This is a genomic window from Gottfriedia acidiceleris, assembly GCF_004138285.1.
Classification (GTDB): domain Bacteria; phylum Bacillota; class Bacilli; order Bacillales; family Bacillaceae_G; genus Gottfriedia; species Gottfriedia acidiceleris_A.
Map to the genome: position 1 here is coordinate 358,994 of NZ_SCFN01000001.1, position 16,125 is coordinate 375,118.

The following is a 16,125-nucleotide window of genomic DNA, read 5'->3' on the forward strand; positions in this document are numbered from 1 at the left end:
TAATCCTGCTTGTGTTCCATATTAATTTAAAGACCTGCAAATTCATTCATGAATCTTTTCGGTGGTGATAAAAATATGGAGATTAGTACTAGTGCTAGAGTATCCCTTTCAAAAAAACTGTCCGAGGATGCAATGGTAGTAAACAACGAAATAAATGTATACGGGGTTTTTGATGGAGCAACACCTATTACTCCATTTAAGAATGCTGATGGCATGAATGGTGCATATATTGCTTCAAATTTATTTAGAAAGTTTTTTAAAAATCATTTTATGGCTGACATGACTTTATCAGAAGGAATTATTTTAGCAAATAGAAGACTGATGGAAGAAATGAAGTTAAATAATATAGATATAAACCGTTCAGAAGAACTGTGGTCAACATGCGTTGCCATTATAAAAATCGATAAACTTAAAGTGTCATTTGCTCAACTGGGGGATTGTATGATTTTAGCAGAATATCATAATGGAGAAATTAAAATCCTGACTAAAGATACAGTAAAGGATATTAGTATTAGGGCAAAAATGCGACGGGAAAAGGAGCGGAAGCAAGGAGTGATTTTACCAGATGAATCCTACTACCATTCTTTTAAAAATCAACTAATTTATAATCGAAGCATGGCTAATACAGTTGATGGTTATTCGGTTGCAAACGGAACGGAAGCTGTCGGGAAATATATTCAATCGGGATCTATAAATACAAAAAATTTAAAATCAATTTTATTAATCAGTGATGGTTTGTTTCATCCGAAGTTTGATTTGAAACATTCTTTCAAAGTAATTAAAGAGATTGGATTGGACGAATATTCAAAATGGTTAGAAAGGGAAGAGTTGAAAAGTAGGGTTCATTGTGATGATAAGACTGGGATACTTGTTCGCTTTTAATTTTAGATGCCATATTGGGTATCTTTTTTTATGTATAAATATTGTAACAAATATAAAAGCAATACTCATCAAACTAATGTTAGGGTACAGGTGATAGAAGGTTGCACGAATTATGATTCGAAACGGTTATGAGGAATTGAATAATAATTGATCATTCTCATTTAGTGGACGAGGGGTGATATCAAATGGATATTAAAAAGTACGTAATAGTAATGTTTCCGACATTTTTAATTGTTTTTGGTTTGTTTTTTATAATAGATAATCAATATAGGTATCTCTTGTACATACTCGTTATTATTGCATGGGTCATTTAGTATGTTTGGAAATTTAAAGATGAAAAAAGTATTAAGAATAAAGAAAACCTAAAGTCGTAAGTAAATTTAACTAATAAAGGATGAGATATAAGTATGGATGAAAGGGTGAATAAGTTTAAAGAAATCGCTAAGAAAAGGTGGGAATACCTTAAAAAGGATGATAGCAAAACGGGAAATAAATGTTACGATGAACTTCTATCTATTGCGATAGAATTACGTAATGAAAACCAACTTCACGAACTATGTGTACTTTTGGAAGACGAAAATGATGGAGTCCGATTTGAGGCTGCCTCCAAATTATTAACAATAAACATTGATAAAGCAGTCAACACATTAGAGAAATTAACTGAGAAAAAAGGGACATTGCCTTTTTCAGCTAAAATGACTCTGAGACAGTGGAGAGCGGGAAATCTAAAATTTTAGTTATTTGAATTTACAATAGGTAACCTTGTTTGTTTTTTTAGCCTTTCAAGGTTTTTTACATATTTTATTTTTGTATTTCTGTTTTGTAAACATATATCGATAAAAACACTCTTACTTAAATTGCGGTACAAAACAAACGATTCCAAAAGAAATTAATAGCCTTAACCCTTTAAAATACAGGGCTAAGGCTGCTTAATAAATACCTTTTTATTTACTATCTACTTAACTAATCTTTCTTTATATAATTAACATAGTCTTTTAATTAGTCAAAATATGGTTTTTATTTTATTAATCTCTTGCATCAATAACAGTACAACGCATTGCACCTCTTCTTATTGCACGTTCTGCTTCTTCTAATGAAATTCTTACAAAAACAGCTTGATCTATATCATTTTCCACATCAAAAAGAGCAAAAGCCTGACGGTTCGTTATAAAGATACACTTGAATTCTGCCGTTACGCCATCTTCATTTCTAGGAGCAGTGTTTCTTATTTCACAAAAATCAAGTCCTGCATTTTTAAGTCTTTTTGCTGTTTCCATATTAATACGAATGATAACAAATACCTCTAAATCTATTCCAGGAACTTCTGATTCTATTTCAACAACTGCAAAAAAACGGTTCCCTACTCTTAGAAGACAATTGGCACCTATTTCGAAAATTTCTTCTTCATTCATATATCCACGACCTTTTTTGAAGTTTTATCTAGTTCTTATAACTGATGTGAGGAGTAACTAAGTAACTAGTCTCTTTTCATCATATTCATTAGTGGATAGTAGGTTACGGATAGACAAACTGTGATATTACCCAATTTTATACAAGTAATGATAAGTCTATTGTTTCAATAAAAAGAATTATTGCACAAACTGGCAGGATTGATGAATAAGGAATGATATAATGGTGATAAAATCATTATTGTTTGAGTAGAATGAAATGTTAAAAAAATGAAGGATTGGGCGAGGGATTTAAAACGACAGATTTTTGTTCATTACCTTGCTTGTAAAGATGAAAGAGTACCTTGGTATGTGAAAGGATTTACAGCTTGTGTTGTAGCGTATGAATTTAAGTCTGATTGATCTCATTCCTGATTTTATACCCATTTTGGGCTACTTAGATGATGTAATGCTCATTCCATTAGGGATAATGCTTGCATTAAAGATGATACCAAAGAATGTAATAACTGACTGCGAAATGAAAGCAGAAGAAATGATGAATAACGGTAAGCCAAAGAACTGGATTGTAGGTTCAATTATCGTATTTATATGGGTCTTAATTCTAATATGGCTTTGTTTGATTAATTAAGAAGTTTAAAAAAATAGCCTGTATATATTTAAACGAAAAATAATGAACCTATTTTCTTGAATAATAAACACTATCATCAATTGAAAAAACAACTTCGAATAAGAAAAACATAGGGAGATTTTAGTCTACCTATGTTTTCGTTCATATTATTTATCTGTTGGTTTTTGCTTCTTTTTTAAATACTCCGCACGCAGTTTTTCAAGTTGCTGTTTTTTATCAAATTTGGCAGGCGTCTGTTTTTCATGAAACTTTGTCACAGCTTGCTGACCTTTGGTATCCAATTGATATTTTCCCACTTTGTTCACCTACTTTTCTTGTCTTTAAAGAGAGTCTATTCAACAAATAAAATATACATTATTTTACTGTAATGCTCTTTTCATGCGTTTATTTAATTGGGGATAATTTCTAAATTGTTCTTCAAGAAAATGCTTTTTCAGCTTTCGATAACTCAAACAATATAAATAACCTCAAATACATGGTAGTGTCATTATATCATTTTTGGCCATTAAGTTCCCATTTTTAAAGGAACTTTGAAATGATTGTTACTAATTGTAGAATAATTGTAAGAAATAATAAAACCTTTGTGACTCTTAATTGTTTAATTTGATTGTCTATTATCATATAGTATACCTCATGGAAAAATAAATATTTTATCAAGAAAACCACCTACTATAATAATGATCGGATAAATGCAGAAATATTTTATATCTTAATAATAAATAGTATTTAAGGGGAGAATTAATGAGTTGGTCAAATTATGAAAAAGCTTTAGCGCTCTTAGAAGAAAATAAAGTTAATTGTGATTATATTGGTGAATGTTCAGACCTATTAATTGAGAAAGCAGAAATAGCTTTAGGTTTAAAATTTCCAAACATCTATCGTCATTTTATTAGAAAATATGGTGCAGGTGTTTTTGCAACGTGGGATATATTAGGTATTACTAATGAAAACATTTACGAATCATACAATCCAGATTATCCAGATGCCATTAAGTTCACATTATTAAAAAGAAAAGAGAATAATTTACCTAAAAACTTCATTTCTATTATTGATTATGATTATGACATCTTATATTGTTTGGATTTTAATAAGCTCAATGACAAAAGTGAGCCAGCAGTTGTAAACTTTAATATAGGTGAAGAATTTGGTGAGCAAGAATTGATTGCTGAGGATTTTGGTGATTTTCTTTTAGATATTATTCAAGCTGAGATAGAAGCATTAAAATTATCTCCAATTAAAATTATTTATGATGTAGAGACACTAAAAGGTACATGTTATGTAGAAATTAAACCTGGAAAAGATACAGGTAGGCATTGGAATAAAGACTCTATTTATTTTACAGATGAAACTTTTACCTATTTGACTCGTGCCATTGAAAAGGAATTTAAAGATTATAGCAATTGGGGATTATGGGGAGTTTGTGAAATAGATAAATCTACTTGGAGTTTAATTTTAAAACAATTAGAAAATGTGAAGCTCTTTTTAAAGGACGATCCAAAAGTAGAAGAGATAAAAACTATGGTCGGTTTTTTGTGGGAAGATACAGAATCAAAATTTCAAGAAAATATTAATCAAAATATTATTAACTTAATAAACCTAATCTCTGAATTTCAATTATGGATTAGCGATCAATGCAAGAAGCATGAGTTTATCACAATTTTAGGAATTTAGACTTTAATTAAATGAATAATCTTGGCCTGTTTTCTTATTAAGATAGATGAAGTAAATGGCAGGATAGTTCAATAACGAATTCGCATTTTAGTAGTCTAAATTCCCTCTAGGCGCACACAAATGATTCGATTTTGAATTGTACCACTTTTTCGTGCTAGAATGTATACAACTTCAATTGAAAGAAAATATAAGTGTGTATACTCTTAGTCGAGGAGAATTTATGAATTTCGAGCAAATGGAATATATCGTAAAAGTTGCAAGCGAGAAATCAATCATTAAGGCTGCAGAAAAATTGCATATTACAAGTTCAGGTCTAAGTCAATCGATCTCCCAATTAGAGCATGAAATGGGAATAAGTATTTTTAACCGTTCAAGAAAAGGAACATTTCCAACAGAAGAAGGAAAGATTTTAATAAATAGAGCTAGTGAAGTATTAGAAATTATTAGTAAGTTAAATGAAGAGCTGTTTGATTATAAAAATAATAAAAAGGTTCATTTGAAAATAGTAGCTGCTCCTACTTTCGCAGCTGTACTTTTACGAGCATTGAACAGATTTAAAGATGAACATCCGAATGTAACGATTGAAATCGAGGAAAAAGATCCACCACTAATTATGGAAACAATTAAACACACTGAATATGATTTTTGCTTTTTCCCTCAAGATTTAGAGATACTAAAGAGTGAAAAAAATATTAGCTATGAATTAATTCGGACTGATCGTGTTCACGTTATTGTAGGAAAAAACTCCCCTTTATATCATCTAGACTACGTAACAAAAGCTGATGTATTAGATATGGATACAGCGTGCTATTCAATCTATTCTGATTATTATTATTCTAAGTTAATTAAAGAAAATAAAAATAAAATAAGAGTAACTACAAACAGTATGAATATTCTTACAGAGGCAGTTAGAGAGCATAATGTATTTGTATATTCTCATGAGTCAGGCGCTAAATTTCACCCGTACATTCTAAGTGGAAACTTAAGATCAATTCCTTACAAAGAAAATAATGAGTACGTTGTTAAGGATTTATGGGTAATCTATCCAAAAAACAAAAAGCTTTCTAATATAAGTAAAAAATTTATCGAAATCGTTAAAGAAATAGCCACTCAATGATGAGAGGTTATTTTTTTGCCACTAATATCAAGTTCAATAAACGTAAAGAAGGGATAGCAATTAAGCTACCCCTTAAATTTTCGATTGACTCTCGTTGACTGTTATTATTGAGTGTCTTCGTCGATTTTGTACTCCAAAATATCACCTGGCTGACAATCCAATGTCTTACAGATTGCTTCTAATGTTGAAAAGCGAACCGCTTTTGCTTTACCGTTTTTCAGAATGGAAAGGTTCGCCATCGTAATTCCAACTCTTTCTGAAAGCTCCGTTACGCTCATTTTTCGTTTTGCTAACATCACATCAATATTAATAATTATTGCCATACCATCCACCTCAGACCGTTAAATCATTTTCTGATTTTATGTTAATCGCTTCTTGTAGAAGCTGTTGGAGGATAGCAGCAAAAACGGCGATAACCAACGAAGCAAAAATGATGATCAGTCCCAAAAATCCAATAGGAGGATCAACTTTCTTCGCTATAAAATGAAAGAGTGGCATACCTAATACATACAAAGCACTGATTGTAATCGCACAGTACTTTATGTTCTTTAACGCCTTTACAGATAATTCCGAGAACGCTGTGTTATTGTCAATATACCGTAAAAGATTGAAAGCCTGATAGAGAGCAATATAAAAAGGCACAGCAGCTCCATACAACACGATGAAAACGAGATATTTCATTGAAGCAATATTTGGATACAATTTTGATGCAAAATTACCTATATTTGGTACCAAAAATATACATAAAGCAAGCACTGCAATTCCAGCGAGAAAAATAATTGCCTTTAAGAAAGTAGTTGAACCTCTTTTACCATTCATATTAAGTACCTCACTTATTTAATGACAATATGAATTTAACATATTATTTATCGTTTTACAATAAAATTGTATTGTTTTTTATTATATTATTATTGTTAAAGAAATATCCTTTTTGACAAAAATAAAAAGCATTTCTCATTACAAGAAATGCTTACTTTAAAAAGGTTAACAAACCCATTCTTTTAAGTTTTTTTATTTATTCACAGCGTTTATTACATTAAGAGAATGATTAATTGCTGATTTACATTTATTTGCATCTGGGGTTGATGTACGAGCTGCTGCTAAAACGACGTCAATCGTACCATCAATTTTAGTCCATGAAGTACTATCTATTTTTCTAAGTTTAGCCTCTGATGTATCCCATTGATGTTCCAAACTGTCAGCATCTTTTTTAGCTAAAATAAAGTTCTTCGAGTTCACATCTGACAACATTTTATTTTCTATTGTTACAAAATCTGTTAATTGACCAGATAATGTTGTTTCAGTAGAAGTTGCATTTGATGATAATTTAATATAACCGCCAATACTAACTGCTAAGAAAATACACAGTGCTAAAATAGTTTGTGTCATTATGTTATTCTTATTTCTATTTTCATCTATTCTTTCAATATATAATGAAATATCAATTTTTGTAACAGCAAGGAAAACAATAATGACTAAAATTGCGACTAGAAAAATAATACTTGTACTTGTTGTTCCTAAACCTAAACCACCATTCACTTTTGGTTGAGATAAGTAATCTCCTAGTGATGCCCCAAGTGGACGTGTAAGAATGTACACAATCCAGAACCCTAACATTCCATCTAGTTTTAAAAACTTCCACGCTAAAAATACACAAAGTATGATAACAATAACTGTTACACCAGTTTTAAAATACCCTAGTCCAAGTTGTTCAGAATATAAATCCCCAACAGCAGTACCTAGTGCAAAAGTGAAAAGAATCGCTAACCAATAAAATATTTCTCTTTTTCTTGTGAAAATTGAATGAATAGAAAGTGTTTTTTCACTAAGAAACCAAAAAAGAAACGTTAATGCTAGTAGCACTGAGAATACAATCGTACTTGTTTCAAGAGGTACTCCAATTGCGTCAGTCAAATTATCAGTTACCAATGTTCCGAATACACTTATTAGTACAACAGTGATCCAATAAATACTTGGAACATATTTCTTTGCCTTGAATTGAAAAAATAATGAGATAAAAAAAGCAACACCCATAAGGACCGTTGTAAGTCCTAAACCCAAACCAAGGTTAAAATTCAAGAAATCAGCAAATGTTTCACCAACAGTTGTACATAGAACTTTAATAATCCAAAAATAGATTGTAACTTCTGGTACCTTGTTAAGTAGACCATTTATTTTCATTTGTTTTGTCTCCATAAATTAATTCCTTTCATCGATTTATAGTACATTTGTATATTCACACATAATAATGAAAGGAAAATGAAAAACAGGAGAATTGAACAATTTATTTTTATAGATTGATAATTTCTTTACATTATTGATTTTGGTTTATTTAATAAAAAGTACAAAAAAACTGAGAACAAAGTAAAGGAGTAGGTCAAATTCCCACTCCTTTTTTATTGAATAAATAAAGATTACTTTGCTTTGTTAAAATCCTGTGTCGCTTCTTTGTTCATGCCTTTTTTAAGGTAAGCATTTCCGCGATCACTGTAAGCAAGTTTAAATTGGGGATTCAATTCAATTGACTTGCTGAAATCGGCAATGGCTTGATCATACATCTGCTTATAGTAATAGGCAAGCCCTCGGTCGTCATATACGAGGTAATCTTTTGAATTCAAATCAATGGCCTTGTTGTAATCGGCAATGGCCTGGTCATACATCTGCTTGCTGTGATAGGCAAGCCCACGGTTGTCATATACTAGATAATCTTTTGAGTTCAAATCAATGGCTTTGTTATAATCAGAAATGGCCAGGTCATACATCTGCTTATAGTAATAGGCAAGCCCGCGGTCGTTATATACAAGATAATCTTTTTGATTCAAATCGATGGCCTTATTGTAATCGGCAATGGCCTGGTCGAACATCTGCATATAATAATAGGCAAGCCCCCGGTTGTCATATGCCTGGTAATCATTTTGATATAAATCAATGGCCTTGTTGTAATCAGATATGGCCTCTTTATACTTTTGCTTTTCGTAAAAGATAAGTCCGCGGTTGTTATAGGCCAGGTAAAATTTTGAATTCAAATCAATAGCCTTGTTATAATCGGCAATGGCTTGATCATACATCTGCTTATAGTAATAGGCAAGCCCACGGTTGTTATATGCCTTATAATGTTTCGGATCTAATTCAATTGCTTTGTCAAAATCAGAAATAGCCACATCGTACATTTGTTCTTCCAGATAGACAAGCCCGCGGTTACTATATGATGTTGCATAATCAGGTTTTAATTTTATAGACTCGTTTAAGTCAGAAATGGCTTGATCATACATCTGCTTATCGTAATAGGTATATCCGCGATTGTTATATGACAAATAATCTTTCGGATTTAATTCAATAGCCTTGTTGTAATCAGAAATAGCCTGATCATACATCTGCTTATTGTAGTAGGCAAGCCCCCGGTTGTAATATAAAATGTAATCTTTTGAATTCAAATCAATGGCCTTGTTGAAATCGGCAATGGCTTTATCGTACATTTTCTTATGATTATACGATAGCCCCCGATTGTTATAAGCTTCCCATAAATTAGGATCATTTTTTATTGCCTTGTTTAAATGAGAAATCGCCGCGTCATACTTCCCTTGTTGTTCTTCTTTATAGCCTTTATTATTGTAATAAACTGCCAAAGAGCTACATCCGCCTAAAACCAGGCCAAAAGTTAATATTAAGATTAGTTTTAAAAATGATTTTATTGCACTCACCCTTTCATTGAATTTATAAATTCAAACAAAAGAATAGCTTATAAATGCCAAGATAATTTCCTCAAGAATAAACAGCCTTCTCCTTTTTAACTTTGTATCCATCAGAATCGCCGTTTTGATTATATGCTTATTATTGCATCACTAGGCTAGTTACATAGTCTCAAATACGAATTGGATTTTCGTATAAAAGAGAATGATAGGATAATATGGATTTTCAACTCTTTAAGTCTTAGAAATGATCCATTGGCAATGGTATTATTAGGAGAAGATACTCCGAAGGGATGAGCTTTATGAAGCGTTATTTCAGCTGGGAAGATGAATATACTAAAGGCACTACATATATTGAAGTAGAAAATGGCTATGCAATCAAACAAATTGCAGTTACACAAAACAAGTACATAGCGTCAAACCGTAAAGACAAAGAACATCATTATTTTTTAGCTGAAGGATTATTAGATGTAAATGAAATAATCGATGATGGTGGTAGTGAGATTAGCGAGAAAGAATTTTATGTAATATGGAATAAACATAGTGAGGTTCTAATAAATACTTGGAACATTACAAAAGAAAAATATCCAATTGGATTAGAGGTTGAAGGTAAAATCGAAGTCTTTTATCCACAAGGTGTAATAGTTAATTTTGCCGAAAATGTAATTGGTGTCGTTGACTATATTAAATGTAAAGAAAGTACGCAACCCGAAAATCTTTATCCCCATCACAAAATAACAGGAAAAGTTAATGGGTATGATGAAGAAAATATGTGGTTAATTATAGATAATCCAAAGGTATTTTAAAATACTCTTCATCCATTAGTTCAACTGCAATTAGGTCTGTTTCGGCAGACCATTTTTTATTGTTAAACTTGTTTTGGAATAAAAAGGAATAAATTAATGCATATCGAAATGTATTAATGAATTGCTTTCAAAAAAGTCTATATTGAGTAATTTGAGAAACCGTAAAAAGGTGGAATGAATTTGAGGAATCTTGTGTGTGCTTTGTATATTTTAGTTGGACTTTTATTTGTCTATATGACATATTTTAATACTTTTATTGGTCCTCATTTTTTTAGGGTTTTAGGATGGGGTTTATTTAGTGTAGGTGTGCTTTATCAATTATTTCCTAATTTCTATAAAAATTTTATTTCATTTATCGATTCTTTTAATATTGATGAGAGTAAAGAAATAGGGGAAGAGAAGCCTGTTACTAAAAATTAATTAACAATATTTGTAGGTGATTTTTTTGAAAAAGGTCATTGTTTCTTGCATACTTCTTGTCTTTTTAGTCGCTATTGGATTTGGTGTTCATTATTTCATTCCAAAAATTTTAAATGAGTCAATAAAGGGTGTTGAATATCAATTGGGTTCAGGTCATGATCAGGTAAATTCTGTGATGATAAAAATAAAGGGCAAACTTCATCACTCTTTATTAGGGAAAAGAAGGTTTATAGGGTCAATTGATGTAAAAGGTGCTAGTTATCCTAATCCAAATAAAGATCGTAAATTAGAAATAGCATTTGATCAAAATGGCATGGGGACAATAGTATATGGTTAATTTAAAAATGGAAAACCAAAAACCGATAGCTATGGTATTCTCTTTGCCAACAAGGATTTTACCAAAATGACGATCGCAGAACTTAGAAAAGATGATAATGGGAAAGGTTGGACAGGTAACTGAAGGATGGATGGTTACAGGTCCAGCGAATACCAAAAGTGAAGCTTTAATCATTTCAAATGAGTTAATGAAAAAATTTTTACACAACAAATTAAAATAATTACATCACAGATTCAACAAATTATTACTCTGTAGTTGAAGATCATGAGTCACATTTGTGGCTCTACTTTTACTTAAATAGCTTTGTTAATGTAGATTGTTGATTTTCTTATACAACCAACTGACAGAATAGTTGAACAAGGGAAGGGATTTTTTAAAGCATAAAAAGAATATTGTTTTAAGAGAATAAACATATTCGTGTTTCTCATTTGGAACTTTTTGGAGGGAATTTAAATGTCTTTTTGGATTTCAACAGTCGGTGGTATTTTAGCGTTGGGTGCATGGATTTGGTATTATGCATCTTTAGGAAAAAGAATTCACCAAGAAGAAAAAGAGGCTGGCAGAGATCTAACTTATGAAATTAATCCTTACAGGTTCAGCTAAATGCCTTCAAATGAAAAAAAGTAACTGCAAACTTACTATTTAACTAACTCAATAAACCATAAAACAGTTAGTAATTCCTTGTTTATATAAATATAAGAAAACAACTATAACTTAGTAAATAGGAGGATTTTATGAGAAATGTTATTTTATTTTTACATTCTTCTTTAGATGGCTTTGTAGAAGGACCAAAGGGTGAAATGGATATTGGATGGGTATCTTACAATGAAGAATTAGAAAAGCATGCTAAAGAAATTTTAAGTACTGTAGACACAGTGTTATGGGGAAGAGGAACATATCAAATGATGGAAAATTATTGGACTTCAGTACCTTCTAACCCTGCAGCATCAGAATATGAAATTGAACATGCTAAATGGATAGAAGAGACATCAAAGGTTGTTTTTTCTACGACACTTGAAAAAGCTGAATGGAATAATTCAAAATTAATAAAAGAAAATATTGAAGAAGAAATTAAAAACATAAAAAAACAGCCAGGTAAAGATATTATTATTTTAGGTAGCCCAAGGTTTGCACATTGTCTTATGGAACTCGATTTAATTGATGTAATTAAAATTACTATTTCACCAGTTATTATTGGAAGTGGTCTACCTTTATTTAAGGTCTCGGAATATAAACGCAACCTCTCACTTGTTGAAAACAAAACATTTAATTCTGGTGTAATTGGCCTTACGTATAATATTGTAAAATCGTAACTAAATCGGCTGAGAAGTCGATTTTTTTTTGAGCTATTTTAGTTATTTTCAATAAATATATTTAATTATTTTTGGTCACTTTTACTACCGATCGTTGTTAAGAAAGCAGAACATCTAGTAGGTCCAAAAATACTTAATATTTTTTCTTTTATTGCAGCTATTATTTTTCTTTACTTTGCAGGTCATGTATTCATGGATGGATACAAAAATTTATTAAATTAAATGAGACCAATTAAAATGTGAGGTGGAGTTTGGATATTAGATTTTAAAATTATTCCTAGATAAAATGAATGAGCCCCTAGTTTCCAAAACAATTGAACACTAGGGGCTTAGTTTTAAAGCTTGAGAAAGGCTTAATTACTATACTTGGGGTAAGAAAAATAACTTTTCAGAGGAGTTATTTAGAGTGTAATTAATTAACAGAATACACTTTCAGAAAATCTATTTTTTCTTATTATTTTTTTCATTTCTTTGAAAATTTATAACTAAATTCTTATTATTTTTATTAATCTCAACCAGTTCAGATTTTATTTGGTTAAGCTCATTGTATATTTTATCTAATAGCTCACTGGTCAGTGGCAACTCTATATTTTCTTTTTTTGGAGCGGATTTTGGAAATGAAATTGAATTAGCCTGATTGGTCTTTCCAAGATCCTGTACAGATTTCATTAGCGAATCATCTTTAAAAAGGTTTTGTGCCATCCTCATAATTGAACTCATATCTATAGTAGTTTCATTCGCCTTAAGATTATTTGCTAGTTTCATAATACTTTCTTTATTTAAATCATTAATATTACTTGATTGAGCGAGTTTTTGCTCATTATTCGCTTTATTATTATTCATTTAAAAAGCCCACCTTTATATAAATTTGAAAAAATTTGATTTTCCAAAAAATAACCTAGAAGATTATTAAAATTTATAAAAATCTTCTAGGTGTTTGCCCTCATTTAGAGGGGCTTGTCCTTACTTTTTGTACAATTGATTAACTGCATCCAAGTGTTGCACAGATAGCAGCTAAAATTGGTGCTTGGTCAATTCCTAGTAATGATGCTAAAAGTAATGCAACCAAAAGCACTACTACAACAAGAAAAGTTGCAAGATTGAATGACATTTCTTTTCCCCCTTTTATCGAAATATGAATTAAATGATCTCCCTAACAGGACTATCATATTTTATAAATATGCTTAATAGGATAAGCTTGTCTATGTCTAAAACCTATTTTAAATTTTGGTAATTTTTTACATTATTTTTTAACAAATCTATCTTTATAGTGAAAGTTCTTTGATTGTTTTAGAACTAATCCATGCATTCGTTGAAAAGTAAAATCGGAATAAAAATAGCGAGAAAAGTATAATGGGAATGGTAATTGGGATGAGGTTTGGATCATTTTGCAAATATATTTCGGATATTTAGAATGATAGTAAAACATTCGAAAGCAATTCTTTAGAAGAAATTAAATTTGATATAAATAGATTGCTTGATTAAGAGAATCCCTATCTTAAGGCCGATTTATATGATAGTTTAACTGACCGAATTGTAGAATGGAGTATTGCTCATAATGGTCCAATTAAAAGGGGAAAGGAACTGGTACAGTATAGATAGCTTATCTAAAAAGGGCTCCCCTTCCCCCTAAATCTTCTAAGGGCAAATGAAAATAATATCGTTTAATTTCTTTCTATTTTTCTTTTTAGCCAAAACGGACTGTACAGAAGATAAAAACTCACAATCATCACCAATTCCGACGAGAGAAGATACCATGGCCATGGTCCAAGATAATCTAATAGAGAAGCAGTTTTGGGCTTTTTCATGAGGTACATATAGTTTGCTCCCAACGTCTTATTAATGAAAAATATGCAAGCTGCATAAAGGTTAACAATAAGTATGGTCACCCACATGGAACGTATGGTTGGTCGATATTTGCTGGCAAACACCATAAATAAACAGGCAAGCACCACTCCTCCATGAGATACAAAAAACTCGAAATATCGAAAATGTGGAAACGAAAAATGGTCAAGATCAGGTGTCACGATGGCTTGAATAGAACTGCCTAACCCAGCAAAATACATGAATTGAAATAATCTGTAGCTATTTGTCAGTAACATTACAATAGCCAGAATAACAGCAATATCACTTAGTTCAAGTGGTAAAGCCGATTTAAGTGACCAAGAATTCTCATACACAAGCCATATATGATAAAAAGACTCAGAAGCCAATAATAGAAATGCTAAAGAAAAACGAAAAAGCCTTTCTTTTCCCGACTTTTGAATCTGCTTTCTAAAGACAAATAGAAGTACACCGAGAATCAAAATGATTCCGATCGTTAATAGGTGATCTAATGAAAAAAGGCGAAACGGCCCCAATTTTGAATGAAATTGAAAATATCTTTCCAAAATAATACCCCATTATCTGATTTGATTTTATAAGCGAGTATTGTTAGTTTGGGGCAAATTCTGCTAGTTCTATACAGGGTAAACGTTTCATATTTAACTTTGATGATTCCTTAGAAGAAAGGGTAAAATTAAAGGAGTATATTGAAGAATTATAAAATGATGAAAAAACGAGGTATTTATTTATGACAAGACAAAAGAAACTTCGAGGTGAACGAAGACGAATTCGTAACCTCAAAAGGGAAATAGCTGAACTTTCTAAAAAACTACCAACCCCTCGTTCAACAAGTAGTACTTATAAGGGATACGATGCTTTTCATTTTCGAATGTTCGAATTGATTGGTGAGTTTGATTTAATTCCTAGACGTAAAAAAAGAGATTTTTTACAAGAGATTATTAACTTAGTTAGTAATTTACATAATCTGAAAACAGCAAAAGAAAGTGAATATCGAGTAAAGTGTTTCTTCTTTCTTCCTCATATGGAGTATATTGTTGTATCCATTGGTTATACCAAAGCAGGGTTAGATGATTTCTATCGAGGACTTTATTATAATGGTAGATTCAAAAAAGAAATGATTCCAATTGTTGACCCTAATTACTTACAAAGAGAATGGCAAATAAATGTTCCACCTTACTTAGAAGTAAAGGGCTATCATTGCAATTTTAAAGCAAGAGAAAATGAAACGATGTGGCTTATTGGAAATTTATCATAAGAATAGATATAATGAGAAAACCCTTCAGCGAAAATGGAAATAAATGAAGTGAATCTCTTAATAATGGTTGGCTACGCAGTTGTATTGATTGACTGTTTAGTCAACTTTTTTTATTACGTAAAATGGAATTTAATACAATTAAATAGGATAATTTGCTTTGGAAACTTAAAGGAAATTATTGTTAAAATTAGTTGGAAACTAGATAACTTTTAGGGGGACTTAATAGTGAATAAAGCTCAATTAGCACAAGAAATTTATAATATTACCCATCTAACAGGTAAGTTTACATTAAGATCGGAATTAGTATCAAATGAGTATTTCGATAAATATTTGTTTGAATCAAATCCAACACTTTTAAGAGAAATAGCTGAGCAACTATCAAAGTTTATACCAAAAGAAACTGAAGTATTAGCAGGTCTAGAAATGGGAGGCATCCCGATTGCCACAGCTTTATCATTGAAAACAGGAATACCAGTAGTATTTGTTCGAAAAGAAGCGAAAGCCTATGGAACTTGCAAACTTGCAGAAGGAATCGATATTCAAAATAAGAATGTCTGTATTATTGAGGACGTAGTGACGGCCGGCGGACAGATTAAACTTAGTGCTGAAGATTTAATACAAGTTGGAGCCAACGTAAAAGATGTTTTATGTGTAATTGATCGTCAACAAAATGGTAAGGAAAACCTATACGAAGCCGGACTAGTTTTGCACTCATTACTTACAATGGATGAATTAGTAGCGGTCACGAAATAA

General features: G+C 31.0%; 21 protein-coding genes and 1 pseudogene. 13 read left to right on the forward strand and 9 right to left on the reverse strand.

Features of this window, described 5'->3' with window-relative positions:
• The first annotated feature begins 75 nt into the window (after nt 1-75).
• Together EP747_RS01665 and EP747_RS01670 are read left to right on the forward strand one after the other, a co-directional pair.
• Entirely contained in the window at nt 76-882 is an 807-nt protein-coding gene (locus EP747_RS01665; protein ID WP_165346776.1) for a protein phosphatase 2C domain-containing protein, read from the forward strand.
• Between the two features lie 419 nt (nt 883-1,301).
• Nucleotides 1,302-1,619, forward strand: a complete 318-nt coding sequence (locus EP747_RS01670; RefSeq protein WP_165346778.1) for a DUF2019 domain-containing protein — start codon at nt 1,302-1,304, stop codon at nt 1,617-1,619.
• Nucleotides 1,620-1,907: 288 nt separating this feature from the next.
• On the opposite strand, the gene EP747_RS01675 is transcribed toward EP747_RS01670, so the two are convergent.
• Nucleotides 1,908-2,294: a hypothetical protein gene (locus tag EP747_RS01675; protein ID WP_129688238.1), complete on the reverse strand. Its 387-nt coding sequence runs from the start codon at nt 2,292-2,294 to the stop codon at nt 1,908-1,910.
• 267 nt (nt 2,295-2,561) lie between these two features.
• On the opposite strand from EP747_RS01675, the pseudogene EP747_RS01680 reads away from it, so the two are divergent.
• A pseudogene (locus EP747_RS01680) lies at nt 2,562-2,919 on the forward strand (YkvA family protein).
• Between the two features lie 146 nt (nt 2,920-3,065).
• On the opposite strand, the gene EP747_RS24100 reads toward EP747_RS01680, so the two are convergent.
• Nucleotides 3,066-3,215 carry a hypothetical protein gene (locus EP747_RS24100; protein WP_165346780.1) on the reverse strand — a complete coding sequence of 50 codons (150 nt, stop codon included), beginning with the start codon at nt 3,213-3,215 and terminating at the stop codon, nt 3,066-3,068.
• Nucleotides 3,216-3,660: 445 nt separating this feature from the next.
• Between EP747_RS24100 and EP747_RS01685 the strand changes: the two genes are divergently transcribed.
• Both EP747_RS01685 and EP747_RS01690 read left to right on the forward strand, forming a co-directional pair.
• On the forward strand, nt 3,661-4,590 hold the full coding sequence (locus EP747_RS01685; RefSeq protein ID WP_129688239.1) for an SMI1/KNR4 family protein: 930 nt from the start codon (nt 3,661-3,663) through the stop codon (nt 4,588-4,590).
• Between the two features lie 220 nt (nt 4,591-4,810).
• Entirely contained in the window at nt 4,811-5,707 is an 897-nt protein-coding gene (locus EP747_RS01690) for a LysR family transcriptional regulator (RefSeq protein WP_129688240.1), read from the forward strand.
• A gap of 104 nt (nt 5,708-5,811) precedes the next feature.
• On the opposite strand, the gene EP747_RS01695 is transcribed toward EP747_RS01690, so the two are convergent.
• The 4 genes from EP747_RS01695 to EP747_RS01710 form a co-directional block, all read right to left on the reverse strand.
• The gene (locus EP747_RS01695; protein WP_088011347.1) at nt 5,812-6,030 is read right to left on the reverse strand and encodes a helix-turn-helix domain-containing protein; all 219 of its coding nucleotides are present in this window, start codon (nt 6,028-6,030) and stop codon (nt 5,812-5,814) included.
• 10 nt (nt 6,031-6,040) lie between these two features.
• Nucleotides 6,041-6,526, reverse strand: coding sequence for a DUF2975 domain-containing protein (locus EP747_RS01700; RefSeq protein WP_129688241.1), 486 nt, complete (start codon nt 6,524-6,526; stop codon nt 6,041-6,043).
• A gap of 192 nt (nt 6,527-6,718) precedes the next feature.
• Nucleotides 6,719-7,888, reverse strand: a complete 1,170-nt coding sequence (locus EP747_RS01705) for a hypothetical protein (RefSeq protein ID WP_235832726.1) — start codon at nt 7,886-7,888, stop codon at nt 6,719-6,721.
• Between the two features lie 233 nt (nt 7,889-8,121).
• The gene (locus EP747_RS01710; RefSeq protein WP_165346782.1) at nt 8,122-9,333 is read right to left on the reverse strand and encodes a tetratricopeptide repeat protein; all 1,212 of its coding nucleotides are present in this window, start codon (nt 9,331-9,333) and stop codon (nt 8,122-8,124) included.
• A gap of 365 nt (nt 9,334-9,698) precedes the next feature.
• Here EP747_RS01710 and EP747_RS01715 point away from each other — a divergent pair, with 365 nt between their 5' ends.
• The 6 genes from EP747_RS01715 to EP747_RS01730 all read left to right on the forward strand — a co-directional run bounded on the left by EP747_RS01715 (nt 9,699) and on the right by EP747_RS01730 (nt 12,272).
• Nucleotides 9,699-10,202, forward strand: coding sequence for a hypothetical protein (locus EP747_RS01715; protein WP_129688244.1), 504 nt, complete (start codon nt 9,699-9,701; stop codon nt 10,200-10,202).
• A 180-nt stretch (nt 10,203-10,382) separates the two neighbouring features.
• On the forward strand, nt 10,383-10,622 hold the full coding sequence (locus tag EP747_RS01720; protein ID WP_129688245.1) for a hypothetical protein: 240 nt from the start codon (nt 10,383-10,385) through the stop codon (nt 10,620-10,622).
• A 25-nt stretch (nt 10,623-10,647) separates the two neighbouring features.
• Nucleotides 10,648-10,959: a hypothetical protein gene (locus EP747_RS01725; RefSeq protein WP_129688246.1), complete on the forward strand. Its 312-nt coding sequence runs from the start codon at nt 10,648-10,650 to the stop codon at nt 10,957-10,959.
• A 91-nt stretch (nt 10,960-11,050) separates the two neighbouring features.
• The gene (locus tag EP747_RS25025; protein WP_268895564.1) at nt 11,051-11,179 is read left to right on the forward strand and encodes a hypothetical protein; all 129 of its coding nucleotides are present in this window, start codon (nt 11,051-11,053) and stop codon (nt 11,177-11,179) included.
• Between the two features lie 233 nt (nt 11,180-11,412).
• The gene (locus EP747_RS24105; RefSeq protein ID WP_165346784.1) at nt 11,413-11,562 is read left to right on the forward strand and encodes a hypothetical protein; all 150 of its coding nucleotides are present in this window, start codon (nt 11,413-11,415) and stop codon (nt 11,560-11,562) included.
• Nucleotides 11,563-11,693: 131 nt separating this feature from the next.
• On the forward strand, nt 11,694-12,272 hold the full coding sequence (locus tag EP747_RS01730; protein ID WP_129688247.1) for a dihydrofolate reductase family protein: 579 nt from the start codon (nt 11,694-11,696) through the stop codon (nt 12,270-12,272).
• A gap of 441 nt (nt 12,273-12,713) precedes the next feature.
• Here EP747_RS01730 and EP747_RS01735 read toward each other — a convergent pair whose 3' ends face one another.
• From EP747_RS01735 to EP747_RS01745, 3 genes are all read right to left on the reverse strand, one after another.
• Nucleotides 12,714-13,115: a hypothetical protein gene (locus tag EP747_RS01735; RefSeq protein ID WP_129688248.1), complete on the reverse strand. Its 402-nt coding sequence runs from the start codon at nt 13,113-13,115 to the stop codon at nt 12,714-12,716.
• Nucleotides 13,116-13,254: 139 nt separating this feature from the next.
• On the reverse strand, nt 13,255-13,383 hold the full coding sequence (locus tag EP747_RS25030) for a hypothetical protein (RefSeq protein WP_268895565.1): 129 nt from the start codon (nt 13,381-13,383) through the stop codon (nt 13,255-13,257).
• Between the two features lie 553 nt (nt 13,384-13,936).
• On the reverse strand, nt 13,937-14,662 hold the full coding sequence (locus EP747_RS01745) for a TIGR02206 family membrane protein (protein WP_129688249.1): 726 nt from the start codon (nt 14,660-14,662) through the stop codon (nt 13,937-13,939).
• A gap of 182 nt (nt 14,663-14,844) precedes the next feature.
• On the opposite strand from EP747_RS01745, the gene EP747_RS01750 reads away from it, so the two are divergent.
• Complete coding sequence (locus tag EP747_RS01750; RefSeq protein WP_129688250.1) at nt 14,845-15,372, forward strand: DUF3916 domain-containing protein; 528 nt, start codon at nt 14,845-14,847, stop codon at nt 15,370-15,372.
• Between the two features lie 225 nt (nt 15,373-15,597).
• Complete coding sequence (gene pyrE, locus EP747_RS01755; protein WP_129688251.1) at nt 15,598-16,125, forward strand: orotate phosphoribosyltransferase; 528 nt, start codon at nt 15,598-15,600, stop codon at nt 16,123-16,125.

Bases quoted from the DNA above. Each gene is read 5' to 3' on its own strand.
- EP747_RS01665 (WP_165346776.1), top strand. From the start codon at position 76: ATGGAGATTAGTACTAGTGCTAGAGTATCCCTTTCAAAAAAACTGTCC.
- EP747_RS01675 (WP_129688238.1), bottom strand. From the start codon at position 2,294: ATGAATGAAGAAGAAATTTTCGAAATAGGTGCCAATTGTCTTCTAAGA.
- EP747_RS01685 (WP_129688239.1), top strand. From the start codon at position 3,661: ATGAGTTGGTCAAATTATGAAAAAGCTTTAGCGCTCTTAGAAGAAAAT.
- EP747_RS01690 (WP_129688240.1), top strand. From the start codon at position 4,811: ATGAATTTCGAGCAAATGGAATATATCGTAAAAGTTGCAAGCGAGAAA.
- EP747_RS01695 (WP_088011347.1), bottom strand. From the start codon at position 6,030: ATGGCAATAATTATTAATATTGATGTGATGTTAGCAAAACGAAAAATG.
- EP747_RS01700 (WP_129688241.1), bottom strand. From the start codon at position 6,526: ATGAATGGTAAAAGAGGTTCAACTACTTTCTTAAAGGCAATTATTTTT.
- EP747_RS01705 (WP_235832726.1), bottom strand. From the start codon at position 7,888: ATGAAAATAAATGGTCTACTTAACAAGGTACCAGAAGTTACAATCTAT.
- EP747_RS01715 (WP_129688244.1), top strand. From the start codon at position 9,699: ATGAAGCGTTATTTCAGCTGGGAAGATGAATATACTAAAGGCACTACA.
- EP747_RS25025 (WP_268895564.1), top strand. From the start codon at position 11,051: ATGATAATGGGAAAGGTTGGACAGGTAACTGAAGGATGGATGGTTACA.
- EP747_RS24105 (WP_165346784.1), top strand. From the start codon at position 11,413: ATGTCTTTTTGGATTTCAACAGTCGGTGGTATTTTAGCGTTGGGTGCA.
- EP747_RS01730 (WP_129688247.1), top strand. From the start codon at position 11,694: ATGAGAAATGTTATTTTATTTTTACATTCTTCTTTAGATGGCTTTGTA.
- EP747_RS01735 (WP_129688248.1), bottom strand. From the start codon at position 13,115: ATGAATAATAATAAAGCGAATAATGAGCAAAAACTCGCTCAATCAAGT.
- EP747_RS25030 (WP_268895565.1), bottom strand. From the start codon at position 13,383: ATGTCATTCAATCTTGCAACTTTTCTTGTTGTAGTAGTGCTTTTGGTT.
- EP747_RS01750 (WP_129688250.1), top strand. From the start codon at position 14,845: ATGACAAGACAAAAGAAACTTCGAGGTGAACGAAGACGAATTCGTAAC.